At 58.2% G+C, this 25,835-nt stretch carries 24 protein-coding genes; 13 read left to right on the forward strand and 11 right to left on the reverse strand.

The features are described 5' to 3' along the window. Nucleotides 1-147: 147 nt before the first annotated feature. A complete protein-coding gene (locus LA304_RS00635) occupies nt 148-1,461 on the reverse strand; it encodes an amidohydrolase family protein (protein WP_224501183.1) in 1,314 nt (437 codons plus the stop codon). An 824-nt stretch (nt 1,462-2,285) separates the two neighbouring features. Between LA304_RS00635 and LA304_RS00640 the strand changes: the two genes are divergently transcribed. The 3 genes from LA304_RS00640 (at nt 2,286) to LA304_RS00650 (ending at nt 5,481) form a co-directional block, all read left to right on the forward strand. Then, entirely contained in the window at nt 2,286-3,434 is a 1,149-nt protein-coding gene (locus LA304_RS00640) for an MFS transporter (protein WP_224501184.1), read from the forward strand. Between the two features lie 257 nt (nt 3,435-3,691). Then, nucleotides 3,692-4,351, forward strand: coding sequence for a hypothetical protein (locus LA304_RS00645; protein WP_224501185.1), 660 nt, complete (start codon nt 3,692-3,694; stop codon nt 4,349-4,351). 53 nt (nt 4,352-4,404) lie between these two features. Further along, nucleotides 4,405-5,481 carry a surface lipoprotein assembly modifier gene (locus tag LA304_RS00650; protein ID WP_224501186.1) on the forward strand — a complete coding sequence of 359 codons (1,077 nt, stop codon included), beginning with the start codon at nt 4,405-4,407 and terminating at the stop codon, nt 5,479-5,481. An 81-nt stretch (nt 5,482-5,562) separates the two neighbouring features. Here LA304_RS00650 and LA304_RS00655 read toward each other — a convergent pair whose 3' ends face one another. The 10 genes from LA304_RS00655 to LA304_RS00700 all read right to left on the reverse strand — a co-directional run bounded on the left by LA304_RS00655 (nt 5,563) and on the right by LA304_RS00700 (nt 14,933). Further along, complete coding sequence (locus LA304_RS00655) at nt 5,563-6,531, reverse strand: dipeptidase (RefSeq protein ID WP_224501187.1); 969 nt, start codon at nt 6,529-6,531, stop codon at nt 5,563-5,565. A 14-nt stretch (nt 6,532-6,545) separates the two neighbouring features. Beyond that, complete coding sequence (locus tag LA304_RS00660; RefSeq protein WP_224501188.1) at nt 6,546-7,265, reverse strand: ABC transporter ATP-binding protein; 720 nt, start codon at nt 7,263-7,265, stop codon at nt 6,546-6,548. Beyond that, nucleotides 7,252-8,016, reverse strand: coding sequence for an ABC transporter ATP-binding protein (locus LA304_RS00665; protein WP_224501189.1), 765 nt, complete (start codon nt 8,014-8,016; stop codon nt 7,252-7,254). The genes LA304_RS00660 and LA304_RS00665 overlap by 14 nt, the downstream gene beginning before the upstream one ends. Beyond that, nucleotides 8,016-8,999, reverse strand: coding sequence for a branched-chain amino acid ABC transporter permease (locus LA304_RS00670; protein ID WP_224501190.1), 984 nt, complete (start codon nt 8,997-8,999; stop codon nt 8,016-8,018). The genes LA304_RS00665 and LA304_RS00670 overlap by 1 nt, the downstream gene beginning before the upstream one ends. A gap of 4 nt (nt 9,000-9,003) precedes the next feature. Continuing rightward, entirely contained in the window at nt 9,004-9,873 is an 870-nt protein-coding gene (locus LA304_RS00675) for a branched-chain amino acid ABC transporter permease (RefSeq protein ID WP_224501191.1), read from the reverse strand. A 64-nt stretch (nt 9,874-9,937) separates the two neighbouring features. Beyond that, the gene (locus LA304_RS00680; RefSeq protein ID WP_224501192.1) at nt 9,938-11,116 is read right to left on the reverse strand and encodes an ABC transporter substrate-binding protein; all 1,179 of its coding nucleotides are present in this window, start codon (nt 11,114-11,116) and stop codon (nt 9,938-9,940) included. 128 nt (nt 11,117-11,244) lie between these two features. Then, nucleotides 11,245-11,868, reverse strand: coding sequence for a TetR/AcrR family transcriptional regulator (locus LA304_RS00685; protein ID WP_224501193.1), 624 nt, complete (start codon nt 11,866-11,868; stop codon nt 11,245-11,247). A 142-nt stretch (nt 11,869-12,010) separates the two neighbouring features. Beyond that, nucleotides 12,011-12,421 carry a GtrA family protein gene (locus LA304_RS00690; protein ID WP_224501194.1) on the reverse strand — a complete coding sequence of 137 codons (411 nt, stop codon included), beginning with the start codon at nt 12,419-12,421 and terminating at the stop codon, nt 12,011-12,013. A 2-nt stretch (nt 12,422-12,423) separates the two neighbouring features. Next, complete coding sequence (locus LA304_RS00695) at nt 12,424-13,413, reverse strand: glycosyltransferase family 2 protein (protein ID WP_224501195.1); 990 nt, start codon at nt 13,411-13,413, stop codon at nt 12,424-12,426. Next, a complete protein-coding gene (locus tag LA304_RS00700; protein ID WP_224501196.1) occupies nt 13,410-14,933 on the reverse strand; it encodes an ArnT family glycosyltransferase in 1,524 nt (507 codons plus the stop codon). Before LA304_RS00700 ends, LA304_RS00695 begins: the two co-directional genes overlap by 4 nt. A 146-nt stretch (nt 14,934-15,079) precedes the next feature. On the opposite strand from LA304_RS00700, the gene LA304_RS00705 reads away from it, so the two are divergent. The 10 genes from LA304_RS00705 to mhpA all read left to right on the forward strand — a co-directional run bounded on the left by LA304_RS00705 (nt 15,080) and on the right by mhpA (nt 25,832). Then, nucleotides 15,080-15,751, forward strand: coding sequence for a response regulator transcription factor (locus LA304_RS00705; protein WP_224501197.1), 672 nt, complete (start codon nt 15,080-15,082; stop codon nt 15,749-15,751). Next, nucleotides 15,744-17,102, forward strand: coding sequence for a sensor histidine kinase (locus tag LA304_RS00710; protein ID WP_224501198.1), 1,359 nt, complete (start codon nt 15,744-15,746; stop codon nt 17,100-17,102). The genes LA304_RS00705 and LA304_RS00710 overlap by 8 nt, the downstream gene beginning before the upstream one ends. Nucleotides 17,103-17,537: 435 nt before the next feature. Further along, nucleotides 17,538-18,596 (forward strand): ABC transporter substrate-binding protein, encoded by a 1,059-nt coding sequence (locus tag LA304_RS00715; protein WP_224501199.1) that lies wholly within the window; start codon nt 17,538-17,540, stop codon nt 18,594-18,596. A gap of 14 nt (nt 18,597-18,610) precedes the next feature. Beyond that, the gene (locus LA304_RS00720; protein ID WP_224501200.1) at nt 18,611-19,393 is read left to right on the forward strand and encodes an ABC transporter ATP-binding protein; all 783 of its coding nucleotides are present in this window, start codon (nt 18,611-18,613) and stop codon (nt 19,391-19,393) included. A gap of 3 nt (nt 19,394-19,396) precedes the next feature. Further along, a complete protein-coding gene (locus LA304_RS00725) occupies nt 19,397-20,170 on the forward strand; it encodes an ABC transporter permease (RefSeq protein ID WP_224501201.1) in 774 nt (257 codons plus the stop codon). A 253-nt stretch (nt 20,171-20,423) separates the two neighbouring features. Beyond that, nucleotides 20,424-20,909 carry a TRAP transporter small permease gene (locus LA304_RS00730; protein WP_224501202.1) on the forward strand — a complete coding sequence of 162 codons (486 nt, stop codon included), beginning with the start codon at nt 20,424-20,426 and terminating at the stop codon, nt 20,907-20,909. Continuing rightward, nucleotides 20,909-22,210 carry a TRAP transporter large permease gene (locus LA304_RS00735; RefSeq protein WP_224501203.1) on the forward strand — a complete coding sequence of 434 codons (1,302 nt, stop codon included), beginning with the start codon at nt 20,909-20,911 and terminating at the stop codon, nt 22,208-22,210. Before LA304_RS00730 ends, LA304_RS00735 begins: the two co-directional genes overlap by 1 nt. A gap of 19 nt (nt 22,211-22,229) precedes the next feature. Continuing rightward, the gene (locus LA304_RS00740) at nt 22,230-23,237 is read left to right on the forward strand and encodes a TRAP transporter substrate-binding protein (RefSeq protein ID WP_224501204.1); all 1,008 of its coding nucleotides are present in this window, start codon (nt 22,230-22,232) and stop codon (nt 23,235-23,237) included. A 105-nt stretch (nt 23,238-23,342) separates the two neighbouring features. Further along, entirely contained in the window at nt 23,343-24,335 is a 993-nt protein-coding gene (locus tag LA304_RS00745; RefSeq protein ID WP_224501205.1) for a VOC family protein, read from the forward strand. Next, nucleotides 24,336-25,832, forward strand: a complete 1,497-nt coding sequence (gene mhpA, locus LA304_RS00750) for a bifunctional 3-(3-hydroxy-phenyl)propionate/3-hydroxycinnamic acid hydroxylase MhpA (protein WP_224501206.1) — start codon at nt 24,336-24,338, stop codon at nt 25,830-25,832. It abuts the gene before it with no gap. The last annotated feature ends 3 nt before the right edge of the window (nt 25,833-25,835 follow it).

Here is a 25,835-nt window from a genome sequence, read left to right on the forward strand (position 1 = left end):
GCGCCATTGGAAATAGTCCGGTCTCCGCCTTCGACCCCAAGCAAAAAATAGCCGCAGCTCAGACGAAATTCGCGTCTGGCTGCGGCTGCTGTTTTGGCGATCGGCTGACATCGCAAGCATACTCAGGGTGAACTGGTGGCGCTCAGTTTAGTAGGTCGGTGCGGTCGTGCTCTCTGGCATGTAGATGTCGCCGATCTCCTTGCGAACATCAAAGGTGGCACGCGCCACATCTTCGCGAATTCGGTCGATATCCAAGCCGACAATTTTCCCGTCACGCTTCATGATGCGACCATCGACGATGACCGTGTCTACGTTTGCGGCGCGGGCAGAACGCGCCAGCATTCCATCGACGAAGCCATTCGGAACCATATTCAAATCGTCCGCGCGCAGCAGCACGATGTCCGCGCGTTTGCCGACGGTCAATGAGCCTGTCTTATCTGCAATGCCCAAGGCTTTGGCGCCATTGATGGTCCCCATGCGAAGCACGTCTGGGAAATCGAGAGGCTTGAGGCCTTCCGTGCTCGAACCATTAAAGGGGATCCCCATGTACCATGCGGTGGCCATTTGTTCGAACATATCGATCTGCGCCAAGGTGTTGCCATCGAAGGATAGCGAGACGTTCACATCGTCGTTGAACATGTGGACCAACTGTTGTGCCTGTCCACCGGCAGACCCGAGGCGCAGCTCCGACTGGATGGAGTAGCTCAGGGAGGCGCCGACTTCGGCCATCACGGCACGATCTTCCGCTTCTGCGTGGACGTAGTGAACCAACAGAGTTTTGGGTCCGAGGTAGCCCCAATCCTTCATCGGCTTTGCTGCGAAATTGCGGCGGCCTTGGCCTGCGTGAACCGCAGTCATGAGGTCGTTACCGAATGCCCAATCCATCTCGCGCCGATACAGTTCCTCCCCGATGACGTGCGGACCGCGGCTGTTGTAGCCAAAGTCGACCAGCCCCTCGAAAGGCGAGCTGCCGCTGAACCAATCAGACATGACCTGTTCCGCCAAGGCAAAATCAATCGGCTCCTCATTCGGCTGACCGTCCCGATGGCCGAATGTGTAAAGCGCGCGAAGACCCGAGTCTTGGTGCGCCCGCATTTCGGCCTCGACAGTTTCCGGGGAGGCGACATGGTGGCAGTAATTGTGGATGGTCGTAATACCTGCATTGAGCGCTTCGGCGAATGCAAGCATGTCACTGGCGTAATACGCTTCGGGGGTCATATGCGGCACGAAAGCGCGTTTGACCGCAAAGTATTCATTACCCGGTGAAAGCAAATTTCTCATCAAGCTGGTCCAGGTGTGCCAGTGGGTCTCGATCATGCCGGGCATAACGATCATGCGGGACGCGTCGATTTCCTCGGTGCCCTCTGGAACCGAGAGATTTGCGCCAATGTCAGAGATCACACCGTCGACCACATAGACGTCGGCCCCCGCGAGTGTTCCGAGGGTCTCATCAATCGTCACGACTGTTCCGTTTCGAATCACGAATGCGCCTCGATCGGGGAGGCCGTCGCTTGGTGTCAATGTCTGTGCTTGGGCCGCTGGCGCATATGACGCCATCATGCCTGCGCCGAGCATTCCACCTGCGCCCAAAAGGAGCCCTCGCCGTGATACGCCGGCTTTTAATTGCCAATCCGGGATAGGATCTCCGCAACAGTCACATTGGTCATTCATTTCTTTCATAGGATCTCTCGATTTCTATTTTTTATTTAGAGTCAATTATTTCGATCCCAGACGAGCATTAAGTCGACTAGGTCAGATTCGCGTTTGTGTCGCCGGACCTAGGAAGCGCCCGAGACTTGTATTGCTTTGAGAGGGCAGAACGTGCACACGCAATCACCTCACGCGGCGCTCATTGTTTCGTGATTTTTCGTGAGCGAATTTTCGCTTAGATCGCCCAAGATTCAGACCGATCCGGAGTGCGCTGCTACATTATGTCGCACAAGATTGTTCTGCTTCGGAGGCGCTGCAATGGATCGGAGGAGAGCGTTCCCTCTCGCCGTCATCAAGGACGTCTCTGGTTGCGGGTCGGGCGGACAGCCCGATTGGGACAAACTTCGGGTTTATGAGAATCCCTCATTAACGCAATGAGCTCGAGACGTTGGAATTGGTCGTGCCGAAGCGACAGGTTGGGAGGTAAACGCGTCGTCGCCGGAGCGCCTGACAGGGCCACCATGCGGAGCCTTCCCGCAGGCAGACGCACCTGATCTCGCAAGACCCGGATCAAGAAGGAATGATGTCACGCCAATGCGCGCGCTTCCTTTTGGTCCCCAAAAACTGGAAAACATATGCAACGCACTTCCCGCCGTGTGCCGGCAAGTATCCTCGCGCTTGGCCTCGGGGCCTTTGGCATTGGCACGACCGAGTTCGCGCCAATGGGCCTACTGCCCGCCATCTCGCAAGATCTCGGGAGTTCGATCTCTGTCACGGGGCAGATCGTCACCGCCTATGCGATTGGCGTGATGATCGGCGCGCCAATCATGACTTGGGCAATGGCACGCTGGTCACACCGCACGTCTCTCATGGCCCTGATGGGTCTCTTCGTTGTGGGCAATCTGTTGTCAGCGATTGCGACGGGATACTGGTCTTTGATGCTCGGACGGGTCGTAACCAGCCTCAGTCAGGGCGCATTTTTCGGCTCCGGCGCGGTTGTTGCCACCAGCGTCGTTCCGCCCGAACGTCAAGGCAGCGCGGTTGCGACCATGTTCATGGGGCTGAGCATCGCCAACATCCTCGGCGTGCCTGCTGCGGCTTGGCTCGGGGATGCTGTCGGATGGCGCTCTGCGTTCGGCGGCACGGCTGCGCTCGGTGTTATTGCTCTTGTGGCGCTAGGCTTCACGTTGCCACGGGACGGTGGAGGCAATCGACCGAACCTTGCAGAACTCAAAGCACTTTCGAACCGTTCGATGCTTTTGACCATTTCCGCCACAGTGCTCTTCGCAGGCAGTTTCTTCAGCGTCTATACCTACATCGCACCCCTTCTGGCGACCATAGCCGAGGCCACTCCATCCTATATCTCCCTCCTCTTGGCGATTATCGGCATCGGGTTGACGGCTGGGAACTGGATCGGGGGCAAATTGGCGAACGGTTCTTTGCGTCGCGCAATCTCAATTGGACTGGGCGCACAGGGACTGAGCTCGCTTGTGCTACCCCTCGGGTTGTCTGCCTCTAACCTGGTCCCGACCATGCTGATCCTGTGGGCCGCTGCGGCCTTCGCCAGCGTCCCAGGCTTGCAAATGCGCGCCATGCAGGCCGCCCGCCAAGCCCCAAGTATCGCCGCCGCTCTGAACATCGCTGCATTCAACTTGGGGAACGCTGTCGGCGCAGGGGCCGGAGGCATGGTCCTTGCTGCCGGTTTCGGCGTCGAAGCCGTCCCGATCGTCGCCGCAGCTCTGGCTGGTTTGGGCCTGCTGATCGTGAGACTGGATGCAAACTGACCCGTAAGTGCGAGGCCGGCCAAAACAGATGAGTATGTTCAAAGCTATATCTCAGCCGTCAGGGCATTCTCTGGGCAGACATAACTTCGAATTTCGAACGCCGCCGTGGAAATAGCGGATGAAAGAAGCTGCAACGAGGGTGTTGAGTTTCCAACACAACCGGAAAATTCCAGAATCTCCCGAACAGTGGACGCTCGACCGTAGAATCCAAATAGGATACCCTATTCAAAACTATAAATTTATTCTGAGGCGCCCTCATGCTTAGACCTTCACTTTTATCCGCACTTGTCTTGGGTATCGCCGGATGCAGTGCATCCGACACCACAGGCGATCAGAGCCGACAAGCAGCTTACGAAAGCTACAACGTCGCCCGCGAGTCAGCCTACGAAGATGCTTCACAGGGCGCGGCCCTCGGCACAGCCGCTCTGAATAACCTCGCAGCATCTAACTCCACGGCGTCTATGGCCGGGGCATATGAGATGGTGGTGGCGAGCCTCCTCAGCGACCCGATTGTCGGCGAAATGACGATGAATGCTGATTTCGGGAAAGGCACCGTCAAAGGCAATCTGAGCAATTCCTATATCGACGGCTCTCCTGGCGCTCACACCGTTGACGACGTCGCGGTATTGACGGGCACCGTGTCCTACTCCGGAACCATCGATAATGATCCTGACGTCGGCGACGCGCAGGTTGTTGCACATGGTGACGGAATCTTCACAGATGCGGATACAGGAACCGGCTACGACCTCTACCTCGACATTGACGGCAACTTCTATCGCTATGGCGCCGCAGGTGAGCTGATCGGCGTGACTGGCGGTTTCGAGGGCAACATTGATGTCACGACTGACGGCTCGGCCGTTCTCTACGACATCGATGGTGATTTCGTCGTCTGCGAAAACACCTGCGTTTCCGAGTAACCTTGACGCGCCGGATTTCATTATCCGCTCTGATTTTTGGAGGGAGCACTGCAGTGCTCCCTCCAGACGCATTTGCGATGTCTCCAGAAGAGGCGTTGTACCACCTCGGACAAGCCTACGCCGCTGAAATGCGGGGTGACAATAGGGCGGCGTATCTCCGGTTTCGCCATCTGCACTTCTATGACACGGAAGACGCTCAGCGGAGCGAAACCTATGAGAAGATGATGCAGCGGCTCAAAAACCTTGAGCCTCTCTCTCTCTCTGCGGGTGGAAGCGTTTTGCCGACCTCCAATGTGTATCGCAGCAGCCGGCAGGACAGTTTTGAAACCGAAATTGGAGATTTCCCTCTCGACGAAAGCAAGGGGGGACTGGGTCTCGCTCTGTCTCTTGGCACACAGCTGACCCATGCCTACGTGCCCGGGCGAGAGTTCGAGTTCGGGCTCATAGGAGGATACTCGTATTACGATGATCCCGCTTTGCGCACGACGACACTCACGGGCAGCGCCACCCATCGCTGGTTCGAGGCGGGGCGTCGGTATAGCCTCACCGCTAGTGTGACAGACTACAGCTACGAAGACATCGCGACCCGAACCTCGCCGGACGCATCACAATCGGGCCTCGCTGGTAGCGCGTCTTTCAGGCTGGACGACGATCGCATCATGACAATCTCTTCGTCTTATTTAGAGACGGAATATACAGAGCGCGATTATCTCAACGGTTGGGTTTTCGGCACGAACATCGGATACAGCTGGCCGATGCAAAACTCGGTCCGCTTCGAGGTGTCCGCCGGACTGAGCCTGAGTGACGTCCAAAACGATGCCTATAGCTACCAAGGTGTGACTGCGGGCGTCGCGGGCACAAAAAGGGTGTCGAGCGGCCTGCTCGACGGGCTGACATACGGTCTTGGCATCAGCGGAGAGTGGCTTGACTACAAGAGCGACTTTGACGCCCTGCCCTATGCACGCCAAGACACCGTGACGGATATCACCCTCGACCTCTCCCACAGCCGCTTAACCGTCGGAGACATGCAGCCCCGACTGTCCTGCACGGCGCGCTATCATATCTCGAACGTGGCGCTCTATGACTATCAAAGCGTCGATTGCGCGCTGAAGCTCGACTATCGGTTCTAGTCTTCAAACCACTATTTTCGGCAGCGGCTTCACCCGCACAAACATGGACGTTGTGCCGGGGATTGCCCCCGGCACGCATTGTCACCAAACGCGGTCGAGAAGCGAAAGCCAGTTCTCGCCCATCACACGGCGGATTTTGGTCTCGGACCAGCCCGCGCGTTCCATGGCGGCGGTCAGGTTCGGGAAATCGGCGATGGATTCGAGACCGTCGGGGAATTCGACTTCCCAGATTTCGGTGAGCTGGCGGGCATAGCCTTTGTCGCGGTTCAGATACTCAAAGAACTTCGACCCATAGCCCATTGTGAAATCGGTGCCGAAACCGACACGCTCTTCGCCGACGAGGTTCACGATGTAGTCGATTGCGGCCACGTAATCGTCCACCGTCGCGCCATTACCTGCGGCAAGGAAGGGCGGGAACATCGTGACGCCGACAAAGCCGTCGTGATCGGCGATAAAGCGGAGTTGTTCGTCGGATTTGTTGCGCGGGTGCGCTTTCAAACCGGCGGGCAAACAGTGCGAGTAGGCGACCGGCTTTTTCGAAGCAAGGATCACCTCCTTGGAAGTCTTCGGTCCGACATGGCTAAGGTCACAGAGCATGCCGACACGGTTCATCTCCGCAACCACCTCGTGACCGAAGTCCGAGAGGCCACTGTCGGTGCTTTCATAACAGCCTGAGCCGACGAGGTTTTGGGTGTTGTAGGTCATCTGAACGATGCCGACGCCCTGTTCTTTGAACAACTCAATCGTTTCCAGACGGTCCTCGAACGCGCTGGTGTTCTGAAAACCCAGCACAATGGCGGTTTTACCATCCTCTTTCGCGCGGCGGATGTCCGCCACCGTCTTGGCTTTCACGATCAGGTCGCCGTGGTCGCGGAATTGGGCGTTCCAGGCGCCGATGGCCAGCATCGTGTCGCGGAAGTTTTCCCAAACCGAGCAGGTGCAGTTGGCTGCGGTCAGTCCGCCCTGAGCCATCGCCTCAAACACGGGGCGGCCCCAGTCCGAGATAATCAGCCCGTCAAAGACGATGAGATCGTCATGCAGCGTGGTCATTTTAAAGTCCTTCGTCAGAGATAGATTTCGCGAACAATCGCGTCGTGATCGCCCGCCATTGCGCGGACATCGCCGCCGTCCACCACTTCGCCGTCCCGCAGGACGATAAAGCGATCAGCAGCGCGGAATGCGAGGTTGAGGTTTTGTTCGACCATCAACATGGTCACCCCGTCCTCTTTGAGCGTGTCGATGATCTTGGCGATCTCTTCGCAGAATTGCGGAGAGAGGCCGCCCGAGGGTTCATCAAGCAACAAGAGACGTGGCCGCGACATCAGAGCGCGACCGATGGCGACCATCTGTTGCTCGCCGCCCGACAGAGTGCGGGTCGGCTGTTTGCGACGCTCGGCAAGACGCGGGAAACGCTCGTAAACCAGTTGAAGTGTCTCGCTGATCTCCTTGCCGCCGCGCCGCATTGCGCCGAGCCGGAGGTTGTCCTCGACCGTCAGATCGGGGAAGAGATCGCGGGCTTGGCTCACCTGTGCAATGCCATGCGAAAAGATCTTGTGCGGCGAGAGGCCCGCCGTTTCGATCCCGTCAAAGAGCACCGAGCCAGAGGTCGGTTTGACAAAGCCGCAGACGGCATTGAGCGAGGTCGATTTGCCGGAGCCGTTCGCGCCCAAAAGCGTCAGACATTCCCCTGGCAGCACGTCGTAGGTCGCGCCGCGCAGGATCGGTTTTTTGCCATAGCCCACATGTAGGTCACGGATTTTGAGAAGCGGTTCAGGAGTGTCCAAGGTAAGCCTCCAAGACTGCGCGATCTTCGCGGATTTCTTCGGGTGTGCCCTCGGCGATGCGCGCGCCTGCCGCCATCACGAGGATGCGGTCGGCGGCGGCCATCACGAGTTCCACCGCGTGTTCGATGAGCAGGATGCCCACCCCTTTTTCACCGGCGAGGCGATGAATGATCTCCATCATCTGCGCACGGGCCACGGGGGACAGACCCACAGCAGGTTCGTCGAGCAGTAGAACGGGCGGATCGGAGGCCACGGTGCGGACAATTTCCACGATCCGCTGCTGACCGCCGGACAGGTCCCCTGCCCGCGTGTCTGCCATGTGATCCATCGACATGAGCTTCAACAGTTCACGTGCCCGGTGGATGTTCTCAGCCTCTGACTTGAGCGCCTTGGAGCGGCCCAGAAGGATGTCGAGGAACGAGCCTTCGATCTGGGCGTGGAGTCCCGTCAGCACGTTTTCGAGAACCGTCAGCTCCGGGAACAACCCGCCGTTTTGAAAGGTGCGGCGGACGCCCTGTTCCGCGATCTCGTGCGGCGTGAGCGTGGTTAACTCCTGCCCCTTGAGATGAACCGTACCAGAGGTCGGCGTGACATAACCGGAGATCGCATTGAACAGCGTGGACTTGCCTGCACCGTTCGGTCCGATCACGGCACGCACAGCGCCTTCTTCTAAGGTGAAAGAAACGTCATCCAGAGCAGTGAGGCCGGAAAAGCGGACGCTCAATCCGTTAACTTGCAGAAGTTCCGTCATCACGACTCCTCCCGGTAATAGCGTTCAACGAAGATGGGCGAGAGACGGCGCAGGAGGCTTGCGAGACCCATCGGCATAGCGACCAGAACGGCGGCGACAATCAGGCCGAAGAACAGTTCTTCCATGCCGGGGAATGCCCGGAGGTATTCCGGCAAGGCCGTGAGGATTACGGCGCCGAGAACCGCCCCAAGGACAGAGCCGAGGCCCCCGACCAGCACCATCGCGAAGGACGCGATCAGATGCAGCATGCCGAAGCTTTCGGGGAAGACGTGCCCCACATGGCGGGCAAACAACGCACCTGCACAGCCCACAACGAAGCCGGACCAGATAAAGGTCGTCAGGATCACCCGCGCGGTTGGGATGGCGAGAGAGGCCGTGGCCACTTCGTTTTCGCGGACGGCCATAACGGCGCGACCAAAGCGAGATCGCAGGAGGTTCAGCGTGGCTTTGACAAGAACGACCGTCACCGCGAGGAAGATGTAGAATTTCAGCGTATCGTCGCTCAGCGAGATGCCGAACATGGTTTCGCGCGGCAGAGGCAGACCGTCAGTGCCACCGGTCAGAGGCTTGGTATGCAGATAGGCCCAACGCATCAGCTCACCAAAGGCCAGCGTAATGATCGCGAGGTAGTAGGAGCGGATGCCGCGCAGGGCTGCGGATGACGCAAGGAACCCGCCAAGCGCCCCGAGGGCACCCGCGAGAGGGATGGTCATGATCCACGGCAGGCCCATCTTGGCCGAGAGGATCGCGGAGGCATAGGCACCGATCCCGAAAAACGCGGTGTTGGCAAAGGCGAGTTGGCCGAGGTTCCCGATCACGAGCGTGAAGCCCAGCGTCACGAGGATCGAGATGAGCATCCCGTTGATGATGAATTGCGTGTAGGCGTTGGTCGCCAGAGGCGTGAGCAACAGCAGAACGGGGACGGCCCAGAAAAGCCATGTGCGAAGACTGCGTTGGCGGGAGGAAGGCATAGTCGTACTCATGTTCTTACACCTTCACCACGGCTTTGCGGCCAAAGAGACCATGTGGGCGAATGAAGAGCACCAGCACGATGACCACGTAGGCGGTGATCTCGATCAGGGCGCTGTCGATGTAGGCGCCGGCATATTGCTCAGCCAGACCCAGAAGGATACCACCGAGGACCGCGCCGCCGAGCGAGCCGAAGCCGCCAAGCGTCATCGCCGCAAAGCCCTTGATCAAAAAGGACGCGCCCAGATCGGGGTGCAGGAGAGAGATCGGTGCAACGAGGATGCCACCCAGAGCACCAAGTGCGGCCCCGACACCCCAGCTAAAATCGTTGAAACGTTCGACGTTCAGGCCGATGAGGCGGGCGCCACGCGGGCTTTGGTAGACCGCCTGCACCATCTTGCCGAGGTCGGTAAGGCCCAGCAGGCCAAAGAAGACCACCAAGAGGACAAAGACCGTCCCGATGATAAAGACCGCATCGCCGGTGATCACGAGGTTGCCGAGAAAGATCGGCTCGATGTCGAAAACTGGCGGCATGGGGAGCACTTCGCGGCCCCAGACCATCCGCGCGATCCCGCGCAGGATGTAGCCCGCAGAGATACACATGAGCGCCAACCCGATGTGCGGGCCACCCCGGATAGGACGGATCAGACCTTTGCTGAAGAATACCCCCAGCACGAACATGGCGAGCATCGCAAGCACCGCCGCAGGGAGAAAGGCAATCCCCGCAAGCACCACCAGCACGTAGGAGAGAAAGGCCCCTGCCATAACGAAGTCGCCATGACCAAAGTTCACAACCGTGGTCGAGCGATAGACGACGGTCAGAGAGAGGGCGATGAGGGCATAGATAGCCCCTTGGGCGAATCCGCCCAATGTCAGCTGCATCAGCATCGGTATTACTCCTTGAAAAGGCCCGGCGCACAAGCGCGCCGGAGCCTGTCAGTCGGGGAGGAAATTAGTAGGTCTGACCCCAGGCTTTCAGAACGGTCGGCTCGCCGTCAACGAAACCTGCGACCGCAGAGCCTTTGACACCCTGGTGATCTTCGGGCGTCCACGTGATCGGATCAGAGAGGATGCCAGTGTCAAAATTACGGACCTCTTCAAGAGCCGCCATCAGTTTGGAACGCGTGAGATCCGGACCCACGGCTTCAAGTGCGGAGACCAGAGCCTCGGCGGAGCCGATGGAAACGAAGGAGAAGGTCGAAAGCTCTTCGTCCGGGTAGTATTCGTGGATCATATCAGCCCACGGGGTCATTTTTTCGCCGTCAAGATTGTCTACATAGGAGTGGATTACGTAGTAGTTTTTGACAGTCTCGAAGTCACCCGTGCGCTTGAGCGTGTTCTCGAGGTCGGTGCCTGCGGTGCCCATCACGGGGATATCACCCATACCGTATTTCTTCAGATCGCGCAGGAAGATGGCCGTTTCCGCCTCATAAAGTGCGGCGATGATGAAATCAGGTTTTTCTTGGCGCAGTTTCAGAACCTGAGCGGTGGCATCGGTCTGTCCACGTTCCATGGTGAGTTCGAGCGACGGATCAACACCGTTTTCCTTGAGATAGTCACGAGCCGGGTTGGAATAGCTGTGCGCCCAGTCGTTTGAGTGTTCGATGATTGCAACATTCTTGGTGTCCGGCTTGGACAGCACGAAGGCGGCCATGGCGTGGCCATTCGCGCTACCCGTCGGGACACCGTGGAAGATGTTCTCAGCAAGAGGCGTCGAGATGGAGTCACTCACGGCGTGGGCAACGATCCACGGCAGACCCGCCTCTTCGATGGTCGGGCGCAGAGCCAGAGCCACACCGGAGCAGGAATTGCCCTGAAGCATAAAGACCTCATCTTGGGAGATCAGTTTCTTCGCCGCTGCGAGGCCTTTTGCACTGTCACACGCGGTGTCTTCTTGGACAGCGACAAGCTTGCGGCCATGAACGCCTCCTTCTGCGTTGACCTTCTCATAATAGGCCATCATGCCGATCAGGGCTTTGCTGTAGGACGAGGCGTTACCAGAAAACGGCCCCATCACACCGATTGTGATGGCATCGTCCGTGAGACCCTGGGTTTCCCAAGCGTCGTCTTGTGCGAAAGCAGGTGCCGCGACCAGCGTCGCTGCAGTGAGTAGAGAAGTAAGTTTAATCATGCGTCACTCCTGTTGGACGTTTTTGTTGGACTGCGGCTTTTTACCGCTTTTGGTTATAAGTCGACCCCATTTAGATACCGACTAACTTGTTTGTTTTATAGTCTGCGGAAACCGATACGTATGTCCGGTTACTGCGCGCTTTTGGCTGGCTGCACGTGGCTCGCCAACATCGTTTTCAAAGCCATGAGCATCTCGCGGAAATAGGCCTCATCGCGGCGCAACACCGCCTGCACGGCCATTCCCCGAAACACGTTCAGCGCCAAATTCAGCGCAACTTTAGACGTGATGACATCCGGGTTAAGCGCGACGAATGTCTCAGTCCAAATCCTTTCGAACCTTTGGTGAAGGTCGATGATCAGCGGCGAAAGCTGTTCACGAAGCTCCGTGTCGCCACGCGCCGCTACGATGATTTCCAACGACGAATAGAACCAGTCGCCGTGCAACACTTCTTCCCAGACGGCTTCAAAGAACTTGTCGTAATCCAAGTCGCCGTTGTTCAGATCGGCAGCCAGCACTTCGAGCCGGGATGCAAAGTTGCCGAACATCTCTTCGGTTGCGGCCACAATCAGCGCCATTTTGCTGGGATAATGATGTGTCTGCGCTCCGCGAGACACGCCCGCACGCTTGGCGATTCCAGCGGTGCTGGTGTTGGCATATCCAACTTCCATAAGCATCTTTACCGTCGCAGAAAGAAGCAATCTGCGGGTTTCGGCGCTGCGCTGATCTTGTGTACGGCGTGTTGCTACAGTCATCATTCCCTCACTTACAAACAGACTGATTGGTTTTTTTGATTCAATCAAGCCCCCATGTGAGGTTCTTTAGATTCAGGCTTGAATTCGGAAAATTTGCACAAAAAACCAGCAAAACCGTCCAAATTACGGAGAAAAGCAGGCCTCAACGCCCGAGCGTCGCGCGCACTGTGCCTTCCGCAACGTGTCGAAAGGCCCAATTCCGGCTGGCGAAGAATGTGACCATAGCGGCAACACCCGTCGACAATAGCAGCGAAGAGACCTGCGACAAACTCGACGACCAGACCAGAAATCCCAAAATCGTCTCGTTCACGACGAACCCACTACAGGCGACCACGATGAAGCGTCTGAGCGAGGTCCCCATCTCTTTCTCCTGATCCGCGAAGGAAAAGCCGTAGTGCCCCATAAAACTGATCACAAACGCGATCAGGAAAGAAACCGGGTTAGACGCAAGTGCGGGCCAGCCCGAGTGAATGAGAGTCGCGCCGATAAGCATGTGGACGAGTGTCGCGAGTGCGCCAACAAATCCAAATCGCAAGAGTTGGATCAACATCATCTTCAGGACTTCTTCTGGCTATGCGTTTCCGCGACGATGAAACCGGGACGCCCTTTGACCTCGATAAAGACGCGGGCGAGATACTCACCGAGGACGCCGATGGAGATAAGCTGCACGCCCCCCAAGAGGAAAAGCGCCACGGCAAGCGTCGACCAACCCGGCACATCAATGCCAAAGATCATCGTCTTCGCGGCAATATAGATCCCGTATAGGATAGATAGGACGGCGACACCCATGCCGATCAGCGTCCAGACACGCAGAGGCCAGTTCGTAAACGACGTCATGCCGGTCAGCCCGAGCTTCATAAGGCCCCGAAATCCGAATTTGGATTTCCCGCCTGCGCGTTGCTCCAACTCAATCGGGATGGACATGGATCGGAAACCAACCCAGCCATAGAGCCCTTTCATGAAGCGGTTGCGTTCGGGAAGGCTACACAACGCATCGACCACGCGGCGGTCCAGAAGGCGAAAGTCGCGTGCGTCGGCAGGGATTTCAGCTTCACTGCCAAGGTTCAGCATTTTGTAGAAAACATGGGTGAAGAGACGTTTGAGGCGTGGTTCATCTTCTCGGTGGGCCCGCACGGTATAGACAACTTCAAAGCCTTCAGACCGGTGTTTGAGCATGGTGGCCACGTGGTGCAGCGGTTCCTGTAGATCGGCATCAAGGATCACGACGCTTTCACCGGTGGAGGCCTCTAGCCCCGCCATGATCGCCTGCTCCTTGCCGAAGTTGCGCGACAGGCGGAGAACTCGAAGCGGCGTGTCGGCTGCCATCATCTTCGCCCGTTCGAATGTGGTATCCGAGCTACCGTCATCCACCACGATGATTTCGTAGGACCGGACTAGGGTCAGAGCTTCCTCGTCAACACGTCGGATCGTCTCCGCAATGTTTTCTTCTTCGTTGAAGGCAGGAATGACGAAAGAAAGTTCCGGGACTCTGTGAGGTTCGATCGCCAGTTCGACCTCATGGAGCGGGATTGCGGCCAGTTTCATTGCTTTTCTCCCGAGGCAGACCGCTCGACGAATAGAAAGTCACGGCCGAATTTTCCTTGATTAGTGAAATCATCCTCCAGACTTGCGGAGACGCCTTTGAGGGCATCAGGTCGGACGATGAGCGCATCTCTCACCCCGTTGGCGCCCAAAGCGGCAATCGCATCTTGGTCGGAAATCACTGGCACCTGACCGGCAGAGTAGAATTCGGTCGAGAAGCTCCGGCGTCCCCAATAGTTGAGATGCATCGCCGGATCGATCTGGTCAGCCTCCGCAACCATTGCCTTTTGCGACTTCAGTCTGAGCGTGTCCGGCGAAACATGCGACAACACGGTGATCGCGAGGAACAGCCCCCCGACAAGGAGGAGCGAACCCGCGAACGCCGCCTTTGTTATACGACTCGGCGCGCCCTGAACCGACGCCCAGAGGGATACGAGCAACAGGACCGTGGCAGGAATTGCCGGCAGAGTATATGCGGCAAGGATGTTGGCGGAAGGAGTGAACAGCAGCATAGGTGCCAGCGCCCAGAGCAGGAGATAGCTATACCAACCGCGCTCATCACCGGTCACGACCACCGCGACGCTCTTCCCACGCAAAAGAAGCCAACCCGCAAAGACTGTCCAAGGCATGAAGGCCCCGAGCCAATCGATCCAGATTTGCCCCTTCGCCCGTGCATGGCCAGTCCCATAGAGATCCCCATCCCAGCCAGGAACGGTGAACCGTTCAAAGTGCTCGCCGATGATGAAGTAGTTCAGGAAGCCGGGTGTCTTGATCTCTGCGGCAATATACCAAGGCAGCGTGAGCACGAGCATTAGCGCGGTGCCCGTGAGCCAAGGCAGAGCCTTGAGCGACGACCAGCGACGTCCGATCAGTATCCAGAGGGTGATGGGCATGAGCGTCAGCACGAAGGCGACCGGCCCTTTTGCCAGCAACCCGACCGCGAGGCCTACAAAGAACAGGTGCCCCCAGACCCGCACTGCAGACGGGTTCGTTACCTGCGTATAGAAAGCGACCATGCTCAGCGTGATACCAAGCGTCATCACCATATCTGTCATGACAAAGGCAGATGCACCGAAGAAGAGCGCAGAGGAGAAGAGCGCCACGATGGCTAAGAGTGCCTCGTCCTTGCCGACATGCCGTTTCATAAACGTGCCTGTAAGACCGAGAGACGCGAGTCCCGTCAGATAGATAAAGGCACGCCCCCCGAATTCACCCACACCGAACACCTTCATCCCCAGCGCAGAGAGCCACGTGTGGAGCGGCGGCTTCCCCCAGAACGGAACACCATAATCAAATTGCGGCGTGATCCAGTCGCCTGTCTCAACCATCTTTCGTGCGATCTCGGCATACCGCGCCTCTGTGGTATCCGTGAACGGCAGCCACATCATGAATAGGACGCGGATGACGAACAGCGCGAAAATCGCTGTGATCAGAAACCTGCGATCAGAAAGAGCGAGCTTGAATGGGGTTCGACTGCCAATGGAACGGGAATTAATCGGGATATCGGTATTGAGCGCGACCATGTTGTCCTCTTGGAACTTCTTGCGCTCAGTTAGGACCGCCAACCTGACCTGCGGGTGGGCGTAACTATACCGATTGGTAATGTTGCAGCCATGGCGTGCCGGGACGTTACAGAGTAATCTCCCGCCACCATTCGAAAGTGAGCACCATGCGCGTTCTGATCGTAGAAGATGACCAAGAAACAGCGGACTACATCTGCACCAGCCTACGGGAGCTCGGGCACATGTACGAACATGCGGCGGATGGAAAGACCGGATTTCTCAGTGCGCTCGATAGTGATTTCGACGTCATGGTGATCGATCGCATGTTGCCGGGGCTCGACGGATTGTCGCTCGTCAAGTCGATCCGGAGCGCCGACGTGACCACCCCGATCATTTTTCTCAGCGCCATGGGCAACATCAACGACCGTGTCGACGGCCTCGAAGCGGGCGCCGACGACTATCTGGTCAAGCCCTTCGCCTTCTCCGAACTCTCTGCCCGTCTCGCCGCCTTGGCACGCAGGCCACCGATGCAGGCCGAAGAAACCAAACTGCGGCTCGACGATCTGGAGATCGACCTGATCAAACACACAGTCGTCAGGGCCGGTGTGCCAATTCAGGTGCAGCCTCGTGAATTTCGGCTACTGACCTATCTCATGCGCAATGCCGATCGGGTCGTCACACGGACGATGCTGCTCGAGGCCGTCTGGGATTTCCACTTCGATCCGAAGACAAATGTGGTCGAAACGCACATCAGCAGGTTGAGAAACAAGATCGATAAGTCCTTTGACCGTCAGTTGATCCATACCGTGCGCGGATCCGGGTATAGCATGCATGTTTAACCTTGGACGGACTTCCCTGCGACTGTCGCTCAAGTTCGCGTTCCTGTACTCGGTCCTGTCCGCGATTATCTTCGCTGGCGCATACTGGTTCACGGAATACGAAGTGCGGAATTGGCTTCACGCCCAGATGGCTGCGGACACGGAGGTGCTGATCGACATTTACGAGCAATCGGGTGTCGAGGAGATGGCTCGAAGCGTGAACCTCATGGCTGCTGTCAATTTCGAGAACGACCGGATTTTTCAGCTGCAGGGCCCTGACGGAGAGGTGCTCGGAGGTAACCTCCTCCAGATCAACGGACCGATTACAGAGCAATACATTGCGGCGGACAGCGTCGAAGTTTCGGGCGATACTTCTGACGAGATTTCAGGATACTGGATCATCCAGAACGCGGTTGGGCCTTACATTCTGTTACAGGGCACGGGAAACCACGTCCTGTCGGAAGTTCTGGAAGCTATGAGCATCACACTTGTGACGGGCATTATTCTCATCATGGCGCTTGGCTCGTTCGCGGGGGTCTGGGTCGGGCGCCTGACAGAGCGCCAGATCGCGTCCATCTCCGGGGCTTTGGGGAGAGTGGCCGATGGCCAGCTTTCTGCACGCATCCCGATCATCGACGCGCCGACTGATGACCTGTCGCGGGTCGCCGTCAGTATCAATGGAGCACTGGAACAGCTCGAAAACCTGATGGAAAGTCAGATCCAGATTTCAAACGACATCGCCCATGACCTTCGCACGCCCTTGCAGCGTCTGCGCCAGCGCCTCGAAAAAATGACGCGGCAGCGAGTTGTTGATCCGGAAGAGGCCGAGATCGCGCTCACTCAGACCGAGGACATCATCGACACGTTCAACGCACTTTTGAGGATCGCTCAACTCGAAGCAGGAGACCGCCGCGAGCGGTTCCAGACGACAGACTTGCGTAGCATTGTGACGAACGTCCATGAGGCATTCGAACCCTCTGCCGAGGATGCAGGGCAGCTTCTGCTCCTCGAAGCATCGGAAGAGCCAGTTCTTGTTTCAGGCGATCCGGACCTTTTGATGCAACTGGTCTCCAACCTTGTCGAGAACGCGCTGCGACACACGCCGGAAGGCACGGAGATTTCTCTCGAAGCCACACATTCGAATAGCCACCCCGTTCTGCGCGTCTCGGACAACGGTCCCGGAATTGCGCACGAGAACTATGAGAAGGTGTTCCGGCGCTTTTACCGCGGGGAGAAAAGCCGGACGACGGGCGGAAACGGTCTGGGTCTGAGCCTCTGCAAGGCGATCGCTGACCTTCACCACGCCGAACTCAAGATTTCGGACAACAACCCCGGGCTTCGTATCGAGGCGCATTTCGCGAACGCCGAATGAGCGCGAGCAGCGGTCTTTGCTCTTAGAGAACATCCGGATTTTGTTTTATTTCCGTGGGCACAACTGTTGCCACGGAGCATCGCGAGAGCAGGCGAGACACTACATCCATTCGACAATTATAGGTCGCGCCCATATCGAAAAACGCCGGATTGGGAGCGATTTTGACACTCCCGAAGTTCGCTTTGCATCCTTTAAACTGACCATCCGCGCAGCTTTATCTCCTTTCTCACCAATGGAATTCGCCTGAACTCCGAGCGGACAGGTGCGGGGTGCGCCTGTCCGCGACTCCTGTCACAGCACCGGAGCTGGCACGCGGATTGCATCGCTCAAGACGCTTGGTCGCGCCAGAGGAGGGTCGGCCAGAGGGAGAACACAATCCGAGGCAGGTCCCGCGGACCTGACGGATTGATGAACGAATGTCAGGAGGAGAAGATTATGCTGACAAAGAAGCTCGGAAGATTTGGCCGTGCCATCGCATTCGCTGCGGTGGGCCTGACGGCGACGGGCGCTTATGCTCAAACAACAGAAGAGATGCCAAAGGTCGTCATCGCGCACTCGACGAAGAGTTTCGCATTTCTGACGTTCTTTGTCGCGAGCGCGATGGACTATTTCGAAGAAGCAGGCGTAGACGTCGAAGAGGTCCGCACTGGGTCGGGCTCGAAAGCCATGGCGGCTATGGTGAACGGCGACGCGAATATCTACATCGGCTCGACGACCACGGCCTTTAAAACGCGCGAGAAAGGCGTCCCGGTCAAGATCATTGCCCCGGTCGTGCGCCAGCTCACGTCCAGTATCGTCGTCTCCGAAGAGTGGGCCGAAAGCCACGGCGTGACCAAAGACAGCACGATCCCCGAAAAGCTTAAGGCGCTTGAGGGCGCACGCATCGCCATGTCCGGTCCGGGCAGCGGCAGTGATCAGGTCGTGCGCTACGTCGCTGCCGAAGCGGGCTTTGATCCGGAACGCGACATGCAGATTGTTCCAATGGGAAGCAACGCAGCCACCTACATGAGCGCCATGCAGGCAGGTCAGATTGACGGTTTCTCCGCATCTCCGCCGCATATCCAGATCGCGGAAAAAGATTTCAACGCGACCATTCTGCTCAATCTCGCGGCTGGCGAACTTCCGACGCTCGACGGGTATTTCTACATCGGGATGATCTCGCGCGACGACTGGATCGAAGAGAACACTGAGGCCGGTGCGCGCGTTCTACGAGCGCTGCAAATGGCGATGGATGCGGTGCATGACCCCGAATTGACCAAGGCTGCCGCGCAGGCAACCTTTGAAAAATACTACCCCGACATGGATCGTGACCTGTTTCAATCTGTCTGGGACAGCCAGGTGAGCAGTGTGCCGGTTAATCTCGAAATGTCTGACGCTATGCTCCGCGACGTTCTCGCATTCCACAACCAGTTCTCGGAATCGCAAATCTCTGCGGATCTGATTCCCGAAACGCTTGCGACGTCTTTGACCGACGCAGCGATGTCGGCAAACTAAGGATCAGATACGATATGTCAGATCTCATCGTCTTTGAGAATGCTTCGAAGACTTTCTCGACGCCCAACGGACCTATCGAGGCGTCGCGGGATATCAACCTCACGGTTAAACGAGGCGAATTTGTAACATTGGTAGGGCCGTCCGGTTGCGGCAAGTCGACCCTACTCAACATGACGGCCGGCATCTTTGCGCCCACGACGGGAAAGGTGCTGTATGATGGCAAGCCCGTAGACGGGTTCAACGGCCATGTCGGCTACATGACCCAGAACGACCACCTGCTCACATGGCGGACCGTCGGCGGCAACATCGGCGTCCCCTTGGAAATCGCTGGCTTGAGCAAGTCTGAGAGAAAGGCCCGCGTCGAAGAGCTGGCCGAGATGGTTGGACTGTCTAAGTTCCTCGACAGCTACCCGTCCCAATTGTCCGGCGGCATGCGCAAGAGATGTGCCTTGGCGCGCCTCCTTGCCTATAGCCCTGAAACGCTCCTGCTCGACGAACCTTTCGCCGCGCTCGATGCCCAGCTCCGTTTGCGGATGCAAATGGAATTGCGCAGCATCGTGCAAACGCTCGGCAAAACAGTGCTGTTCGTGACCCATGACCTGGACGAAGCCGTGGCCATCGCCGATCGCTGTGCGATCTTTACGCGTGGCCCCGGAACGATCCGCAACGTCCTCGACATTCCACTCGGTAAGGAGCGCGAACTCATCGGGATGCGTCACAATCCGGACTATGTCGAATTGACCGCAACCCTGTGGGACGAAATGGCCCCGGATATCAGACTCGAAGAGGCGGTGTGAGCCATGAAACCTAAACTCATCCTTATCCGGCTCGCCATCCTGATCGGCATTCTTCTCGTATGGCAATTTTCCTCCGGCGTCTTGATCAAGGAGTTCTTTGTCTCGAAGCCAACGAAAGTCGCAGCCGTGCTCGCCAAATGGATCGGCAGCGGAGACCTGTTCTACCACGCGGCGATCACTGCATTCGAAGCCTTCGCAGGCTTCCTCCTCGGTGCCTTTGTCGGGATTTCCATCGGTCTTCTGCTCGGGCGCGCCAAGGGCCTCGCTGAGGTGCTCGATCCGTTCATCATGGCGTTCTACAGCCTTCCAAAACTGGCCCTCGCGCCATTGTTCATCCTGTGGTTCGGGATCGGACTGGAGATGAAGATCGTACTGACCGCGACGATCTGTTTCTTTCTGGTCTTTCTTAACACTTACACCGGTGTCCGAAGCGTGAGCCGCGAGATGATCGCTATCCTCAAACTCATGGGCGCCAAAGAAAGCCACGTGATCACCAAGGTGGTCATTCCGTCGGCCATCACATGGGTTTTCGCGGGCCTTCGTATTTCCGTCCCCTACGCGCTGATCGGTGCGGTGGTCGGTGAATTGATGGCCTCGAACCGAGGACTCGGCTTCCTGCTTTCGAGCTCCGCAGCTGATTTCAACACGGCCGGAGTCTTCGCCGCACTGTGTGCGATTGTCTGTCTGGCAGCCCTGCTGAACTACGGCGTGTCGGTGGCCGCACGTGCTATGATGCCGTGGGAGCGCACCACAGAGCAGCGCGAATTCAGCATCTAAAAACCAACGGTTAAACCGATTACGATCTGACACCGGCGACCTCCCATCGCCGGTGTTTCTTTTGGTGCAGCGTGCCCATTTCTTAACCTCACATCGAGCATGGCAAGGTGTCCGCCTGGCGGACGCATTGCGCTTCGACATAGTCTCCGGCCGAAATCGCTCCTTATCTTCCTCGAAAAAAGCGTTGGGAGGAGCGCATGGAAACGCACAGCACTACTCGAATTTCGGCTGCCTTGATCAGGGCGCTTTCGGCATGAGTTCGAAACGTCTCAAAAAAGTTGTGTCCACCACATTTCTGGCCGGAGCGGGCGCCTGCTTTCTCTTCGGCACAGGTGTGACGGTGGGCGATGTGGCCCTCCGCGCGGTCGCGAGCAAGAACATCCCCGGCGCGATTGAGTTGACCTCTCTCTCCATCGGTCTTGGCGCTCTATTGTCTATGCCGGTTTGCTACGCAAAACGGACGCATGTCACCGCAAAGCTGCTCTCGGAGATTTCTCCAAACCGGTTCACCTATCCGTTGGGTCTGGTTGGTGCCATCGCCTCGACGCTCTTCGCGATCCTTCTCCTGTGGATCGTCGGCGAAAATGCACTCGAGAAAATTGGCTCCCCGGAAACCACAGCCGATCTGGGTCTCCCCATTCCTGTTTTGATTGCGATCATCGCCCTCGCGCTGGCAGCCTGCTTTGCCGCCGCCCTCGCAGGACTGCGCTACGCATTCATCAATGAGAGGGATTGGTAATGAGCGGACTTCTCCTCGGCGGTCTCGGCTTTGCTGCGGCCATTCTCATGATCTTCGTCGAAATTCCTGTGGCAGTTGCGCTCGGCCTCGTTGGTATCATTGGCTCAGCCATGATCATCGGCATGGACGGCGCCATGGCCATCGGCGCGACAACTGTCTGGGACAGCCTCACCAACTATACGCTTACGATGCTCCCGCTCTTTGTGCTCATGGGCAATATTGCGGCGCGTTCGGGTCTATCTTCGAAGCTTTATCAGTCGATGTCCGTTCTGATCGGCCACCGTCGTGGCGGTCTCGCCCTTGCAACCATCGGCGCTTCTGCGGGGTTCGGGATGATCTCAGGCTCCTCGCTCGCAACCACCGCCACGATGGGCCGCATTGCGATGCCGGAAATGCAGGAGGCAGGCTATTCTCGCTCCCTCTCCGCAGGGTCCGTGGCCGCAGGTGGCACGCTCGGCATTCTCATCCCGCCGTCCACCGTGCTCGTGATCTATGCCTTCATCGCAGAGCAATCCATTCGTGACCTTCTGCTCGCGACCGCAGGCCCGATCTTCCTCGCCGTGCTGCTTTATTGCCTCGCAATCTGGGTGCCGATCTGGTTCGGCTGGTCCACCGCTCCGCAACGTGCGCGCGCCAATGCGGACGAGCGCCGCCTCGCCCTCAAAGAGTTGCTGCCTCCAGTCGGGATTTTCGGCCTCATCATGGGCGGCCTCTACTCTGGCGTCTTCACCGCGAACGAAACCGCAGCCATCGGTGCATTCGTGGTCTTGCTCTACGGTTTCCTGTCACGTCGCCTGACGATTGAAGGAATGCTGTCGGCCCTAATGGACACCGCTATGACATGCGGCGCGCTCTATCTCGTTCTCATCGGTGCGAACCTGTTCAACTTCTTTCTCGCGCTCTCCGGCCTGCCGTTCTCTCTCACCGGCATGTTCTCCGGCATCCTTGACCAGCCACTTCTCGTGATCCTGCTTATGCTCGCGATCTACCTCGCGCTTGGCACGCTCATGGACTCGCTGGCCATGCTCCTGCTCACCGTGCCACTCTTTGTGCCGATTGCACAGGCCGCTGGCATCGACCTCGTCTGGTTCGGGATCTTCGCCGTGATGGTCGTGGAAATGGGCCTCATCACACCGCCCGTGGGCATGAACCTCTTCGTCCTCAAGACCGTCCAGCCCGACGTCCAACTCACAGAACTCTGGAAGGGAGCCGCGCCGTTCGTCGTCGCCGACTTCATCCGTGTCGCCATCATCATCGCACTCCCCGCGTTGGTGATCTGGCTCCCCTACAACGCCTTTTAAGAACATAAGGGAGGAAACCATGTTCAACCGACTGCTGAAATCTGCCGCCCTGGCCCTCGCCATGACGACGAGCCTCACCACCCTCGCAGAAGCCCGCGAACTGCGCGTCTCGTCTTTCGAGCCAGCCCAAGGCTTCTACTCGTCCAAGATCCTCCAGCCATGGATCGACGAGGTAAACGCGAAACTGTCCGACAAAACGAGCCTCCAGCTCTACCCGGGTTCCATCCTCGGCGCACCGCCGGCACAGGCCGAACTCGTCAAAGCTGGCGTCGCCGACATCGCTCTCGTGGTCCCGACCTACACCCCGGGCCTGTTCCCGCTGACAGGCGTTGTTGAAATTCCGGGCCTCGTGGACAGCGGTGCGACGGGGGCAAACATCCTCAACACGCTCGCTGAAAACGGTGCGCTCGACGGCGAATACGAAGACTACAAAGTCATCGCGGTGTTCACGACCCCCGCCTACCGCTTCTTTATGACCGACGCTCCGGCGGAGACCCCTGCTGATCTGGACGGTTTGAAACTCCGTTCGCCGTCCAAGTTCGGCTCCGAGCTCTTCGGCATGGTAGGCGCCTCCGGCGTCGGCATTCCGGCCCCTCAGGTCTATGAAAACCTCGAACGTGGCGTCGTGTCTGGTGCCGTTTGGGTGATGGACGCCTACCGCACCTTCCGCCTCAACGAAGTGGCTCCGAACATTTCGACCACGGGCTTCATGTCCTCCCCGATGTCCATCCTGATGAACAAACGGACCTATGACGGTCTCTCTGATGCCGACAAGGCCGTGATCGACGAAATGTCCGGTCGCGCGACCGCCGAATGGATTGCCTCTGTCGTGGACCAGACCGACGCAGAGATCGAAGCCGCTTTCCGCGAAGCCGGTGAAGTGACCTTCGTCGATCCGGATGAAGCTGGCATGGCCGCATGGGCCGAAGCCTTCGCATCCGCACCAGAACTTTGGGTCTCCGAACAACCCGACACCGCTGCCGCCGAAGCCGCTCTGGCAACGGCGCACGAGGTCGCGGGCCACTAAGCCATCCCCCCTGTCCGCCTCGCGGACGGACAGGGGTCTCGCCTCCGGTTTCGCCTCTCACGGCAGTAAATTGGGGCATTCCGATTTCAATGAATGGAGACAACCATGGCGATCATTGCTCTGGGCTATCTCGGTGTACGCTCTGATAAGCTCGATGACTGGTCTGACTTTGCCGGCAAGCTTCTCGGCATGCAGAAAATCGACCGCGGCGGGAAGGCGGTTGCCTTCCGCATGGATGACAAGGTGCAGCGGCTTCTGGTCTCTGATGAGCCCGGCGAAACCCTTGCCTTCCTCGGGTTCGAGGTCGCCGCAAAAGACGATCTTCAGATGTATGCAGGCCGTCTCGATGCCGCTGGCGTGAAGGTCAGTATCGGCTCCCCTGAGCTGTGCGATCGCCGTTTTGTCGATGGCCTGATCTGGTTCGAAGATCCGAGCGGAAACCGCGTCGAGTTGTTCTACAACCCGATGATCGCCTCTGACCCGTTCGTTCCGGGCCGTCCCATCGATGGGTTTAACACGGGTCCTCTGGGCATGGGTCACGCGGTATTGCACGTCAAAGACATCGACGTGATGATGCCATTCTATCGCGACCTACTGGATTTCCACGTGTCCGATTACGGTCTCGAACCCTACGGCCTCTACTTCTTCCACCTCAATGAGCGCCACCACTCCTTCGCGATGGTCGGGTCCGGTCAACTCGGGTTCCACCACTTCATGGTCGAGTTCCAGAACCTCGACGATCTGGGTCAGGGCTATGACCTCGCGCAGATGGACGAGGGCCGCGTGGCCTACACGCTCGGGCGGCACACCAACGATTACATGACGTCCTATTACGCGCATTCACCGTCCGGCTTTTTCGTCGAGAACGGCTGGGGCGGACGTCTTATCGATCCGGACACTTGGGAACCGCATCAGACCCATGACGGGCCGAGTTTCTGGGGCCACGAGCGCCTCTATCTGACCGAAGAAGGCGGGCGCAAACGTCTGCGCGACATGCGCTTGGACGCCGCGGAACGTGGCCGCCGCAGCCCGCCTGTCGCGGAGTGTCCATGGCTCTATGGCGAACTCGCCAAAAAGAACGCAGCAGGGAGAACATAAATGGAGCATTTTGACGTCGCCATCGTAGGCTATGGTCCTGCGGGAGCCACGCTCGCCCACCTTCTCGGGCAATGCGGGTTGAAAACGCTCGTCCTCGAACGCGAGAGCGCACATTACCACCTGCCGCGCGCGGTGCATTTCGATGCCGAAGTGATGCGGGCTTTCCAGTGGATCGGGATTGCCGACGAGATGGCGGCAAAGACCCATCGCCATCCGGGCATGCAGTTCGTTGATCGTGACGGAAAGATGCTGCTCGACTGGCCGCGACCGCAGGGCGAAGGTCCGCAAGCATGGAACGCGAACTACCGCTTCCACCAGCCCGACCTCGAGGAACTGCTGCGCGAACACATGGCCAAACGTTCGGAAGTCACCGTCCGCACCCGTTGTGACGTGTTCAACATCGACGATCAGGGCGATCAGGTCGAACTTCGTTACGAAGACATGTCCAAGGGCAAAGTGCACCATGTGACCGCGAAATTCGTGGTGGGCTGTGATGGCGCGCGCTCTCTGGTCCGTCGTTACATCGAAAGCGATATGGACGACTACGGGTTCCATGAGCGCTGGCTCGTTGTGGACCTCATCCTCAATGAGGACAAACCGGAGCTCGGCGACCACTCGATCCAGTATTGTGTGCCTGAGCGTCCCGCGACCTATGTCCGCACCCCGGGCATGCGTCGCCGCTGGGAGATCACGGTTCTGCCCGACGAGGACAGCAATGAGATCGCGAAACCCGAACGCGTTTGGGAGCTTCTCTCCGACTGGATCAAACCGGAAGAAGCCGAGATGGAGCGGACGGCTGTCTACACCTTCCACTCGCTCGTCGCGAAAGACTGGCGCGAAGGGCGTCTCATCCTCGCCGGTGACGCGTGTCACCAGACCCCACCGTTCATGGGTCAGGGCATGTGCGCAGGCACCCGCGATGTGGTGAACCTCTATTGGAAACTCGCGCTGATCTGCAAAGGTCTGGTCACGGGAGAAGAAGCTGAAAAGCTCCTCGACACCTATGAAAGCGAGCGCAAACCCAACGCAGCGGAATACATCAAAACCGCTGTGCGTCTTGGTGGCCTGATCAACACCGTCGGCACCGAAGAGGCGCTGCGCGCAGCCCTGCCGTCGGCCAATGGCTCCGCAAAGATGGAGAGCATTGCTCCGCCCATCGGGCCGGGCCTCGGCGACGACAGCGAAAGAGCCGGACGTCTGTTTGGCCAGCCGCGCATGTCGGACGGCGCACGTATGGACGACGTATTCCCGCACGCGTTCGTCGTCGTGGCTGAGGCTGAAATCGCCGAGGGGCTATCACTGCCGGAAGGCACCGGCCTCGTGACGACCGACAATTCCAATGCAGCCGACCACCTCGCCCGCCTCGGCGCTCGCGCCACCGTTCTTCGCCCCGACCGTCATACGCTCGGCGGGGCCGACACCAAAGAGGAGCTTGAGGCGCTGATCGCGCGCATTCTCCCGAACCCTATCGAAACGCAACAACCGGAAATGGCTTAACCC

This window comes from Celeribacter litoreus, from assembly GCF_020165855.1.
Taxonomy (GTDB): domain Bacteria; phylum Pseudomonadota; class Alphaproteobacteria; order Rhodobacterales; family Rhodobacteraceae; genus Celeribacter; species Celeribacter litoreus.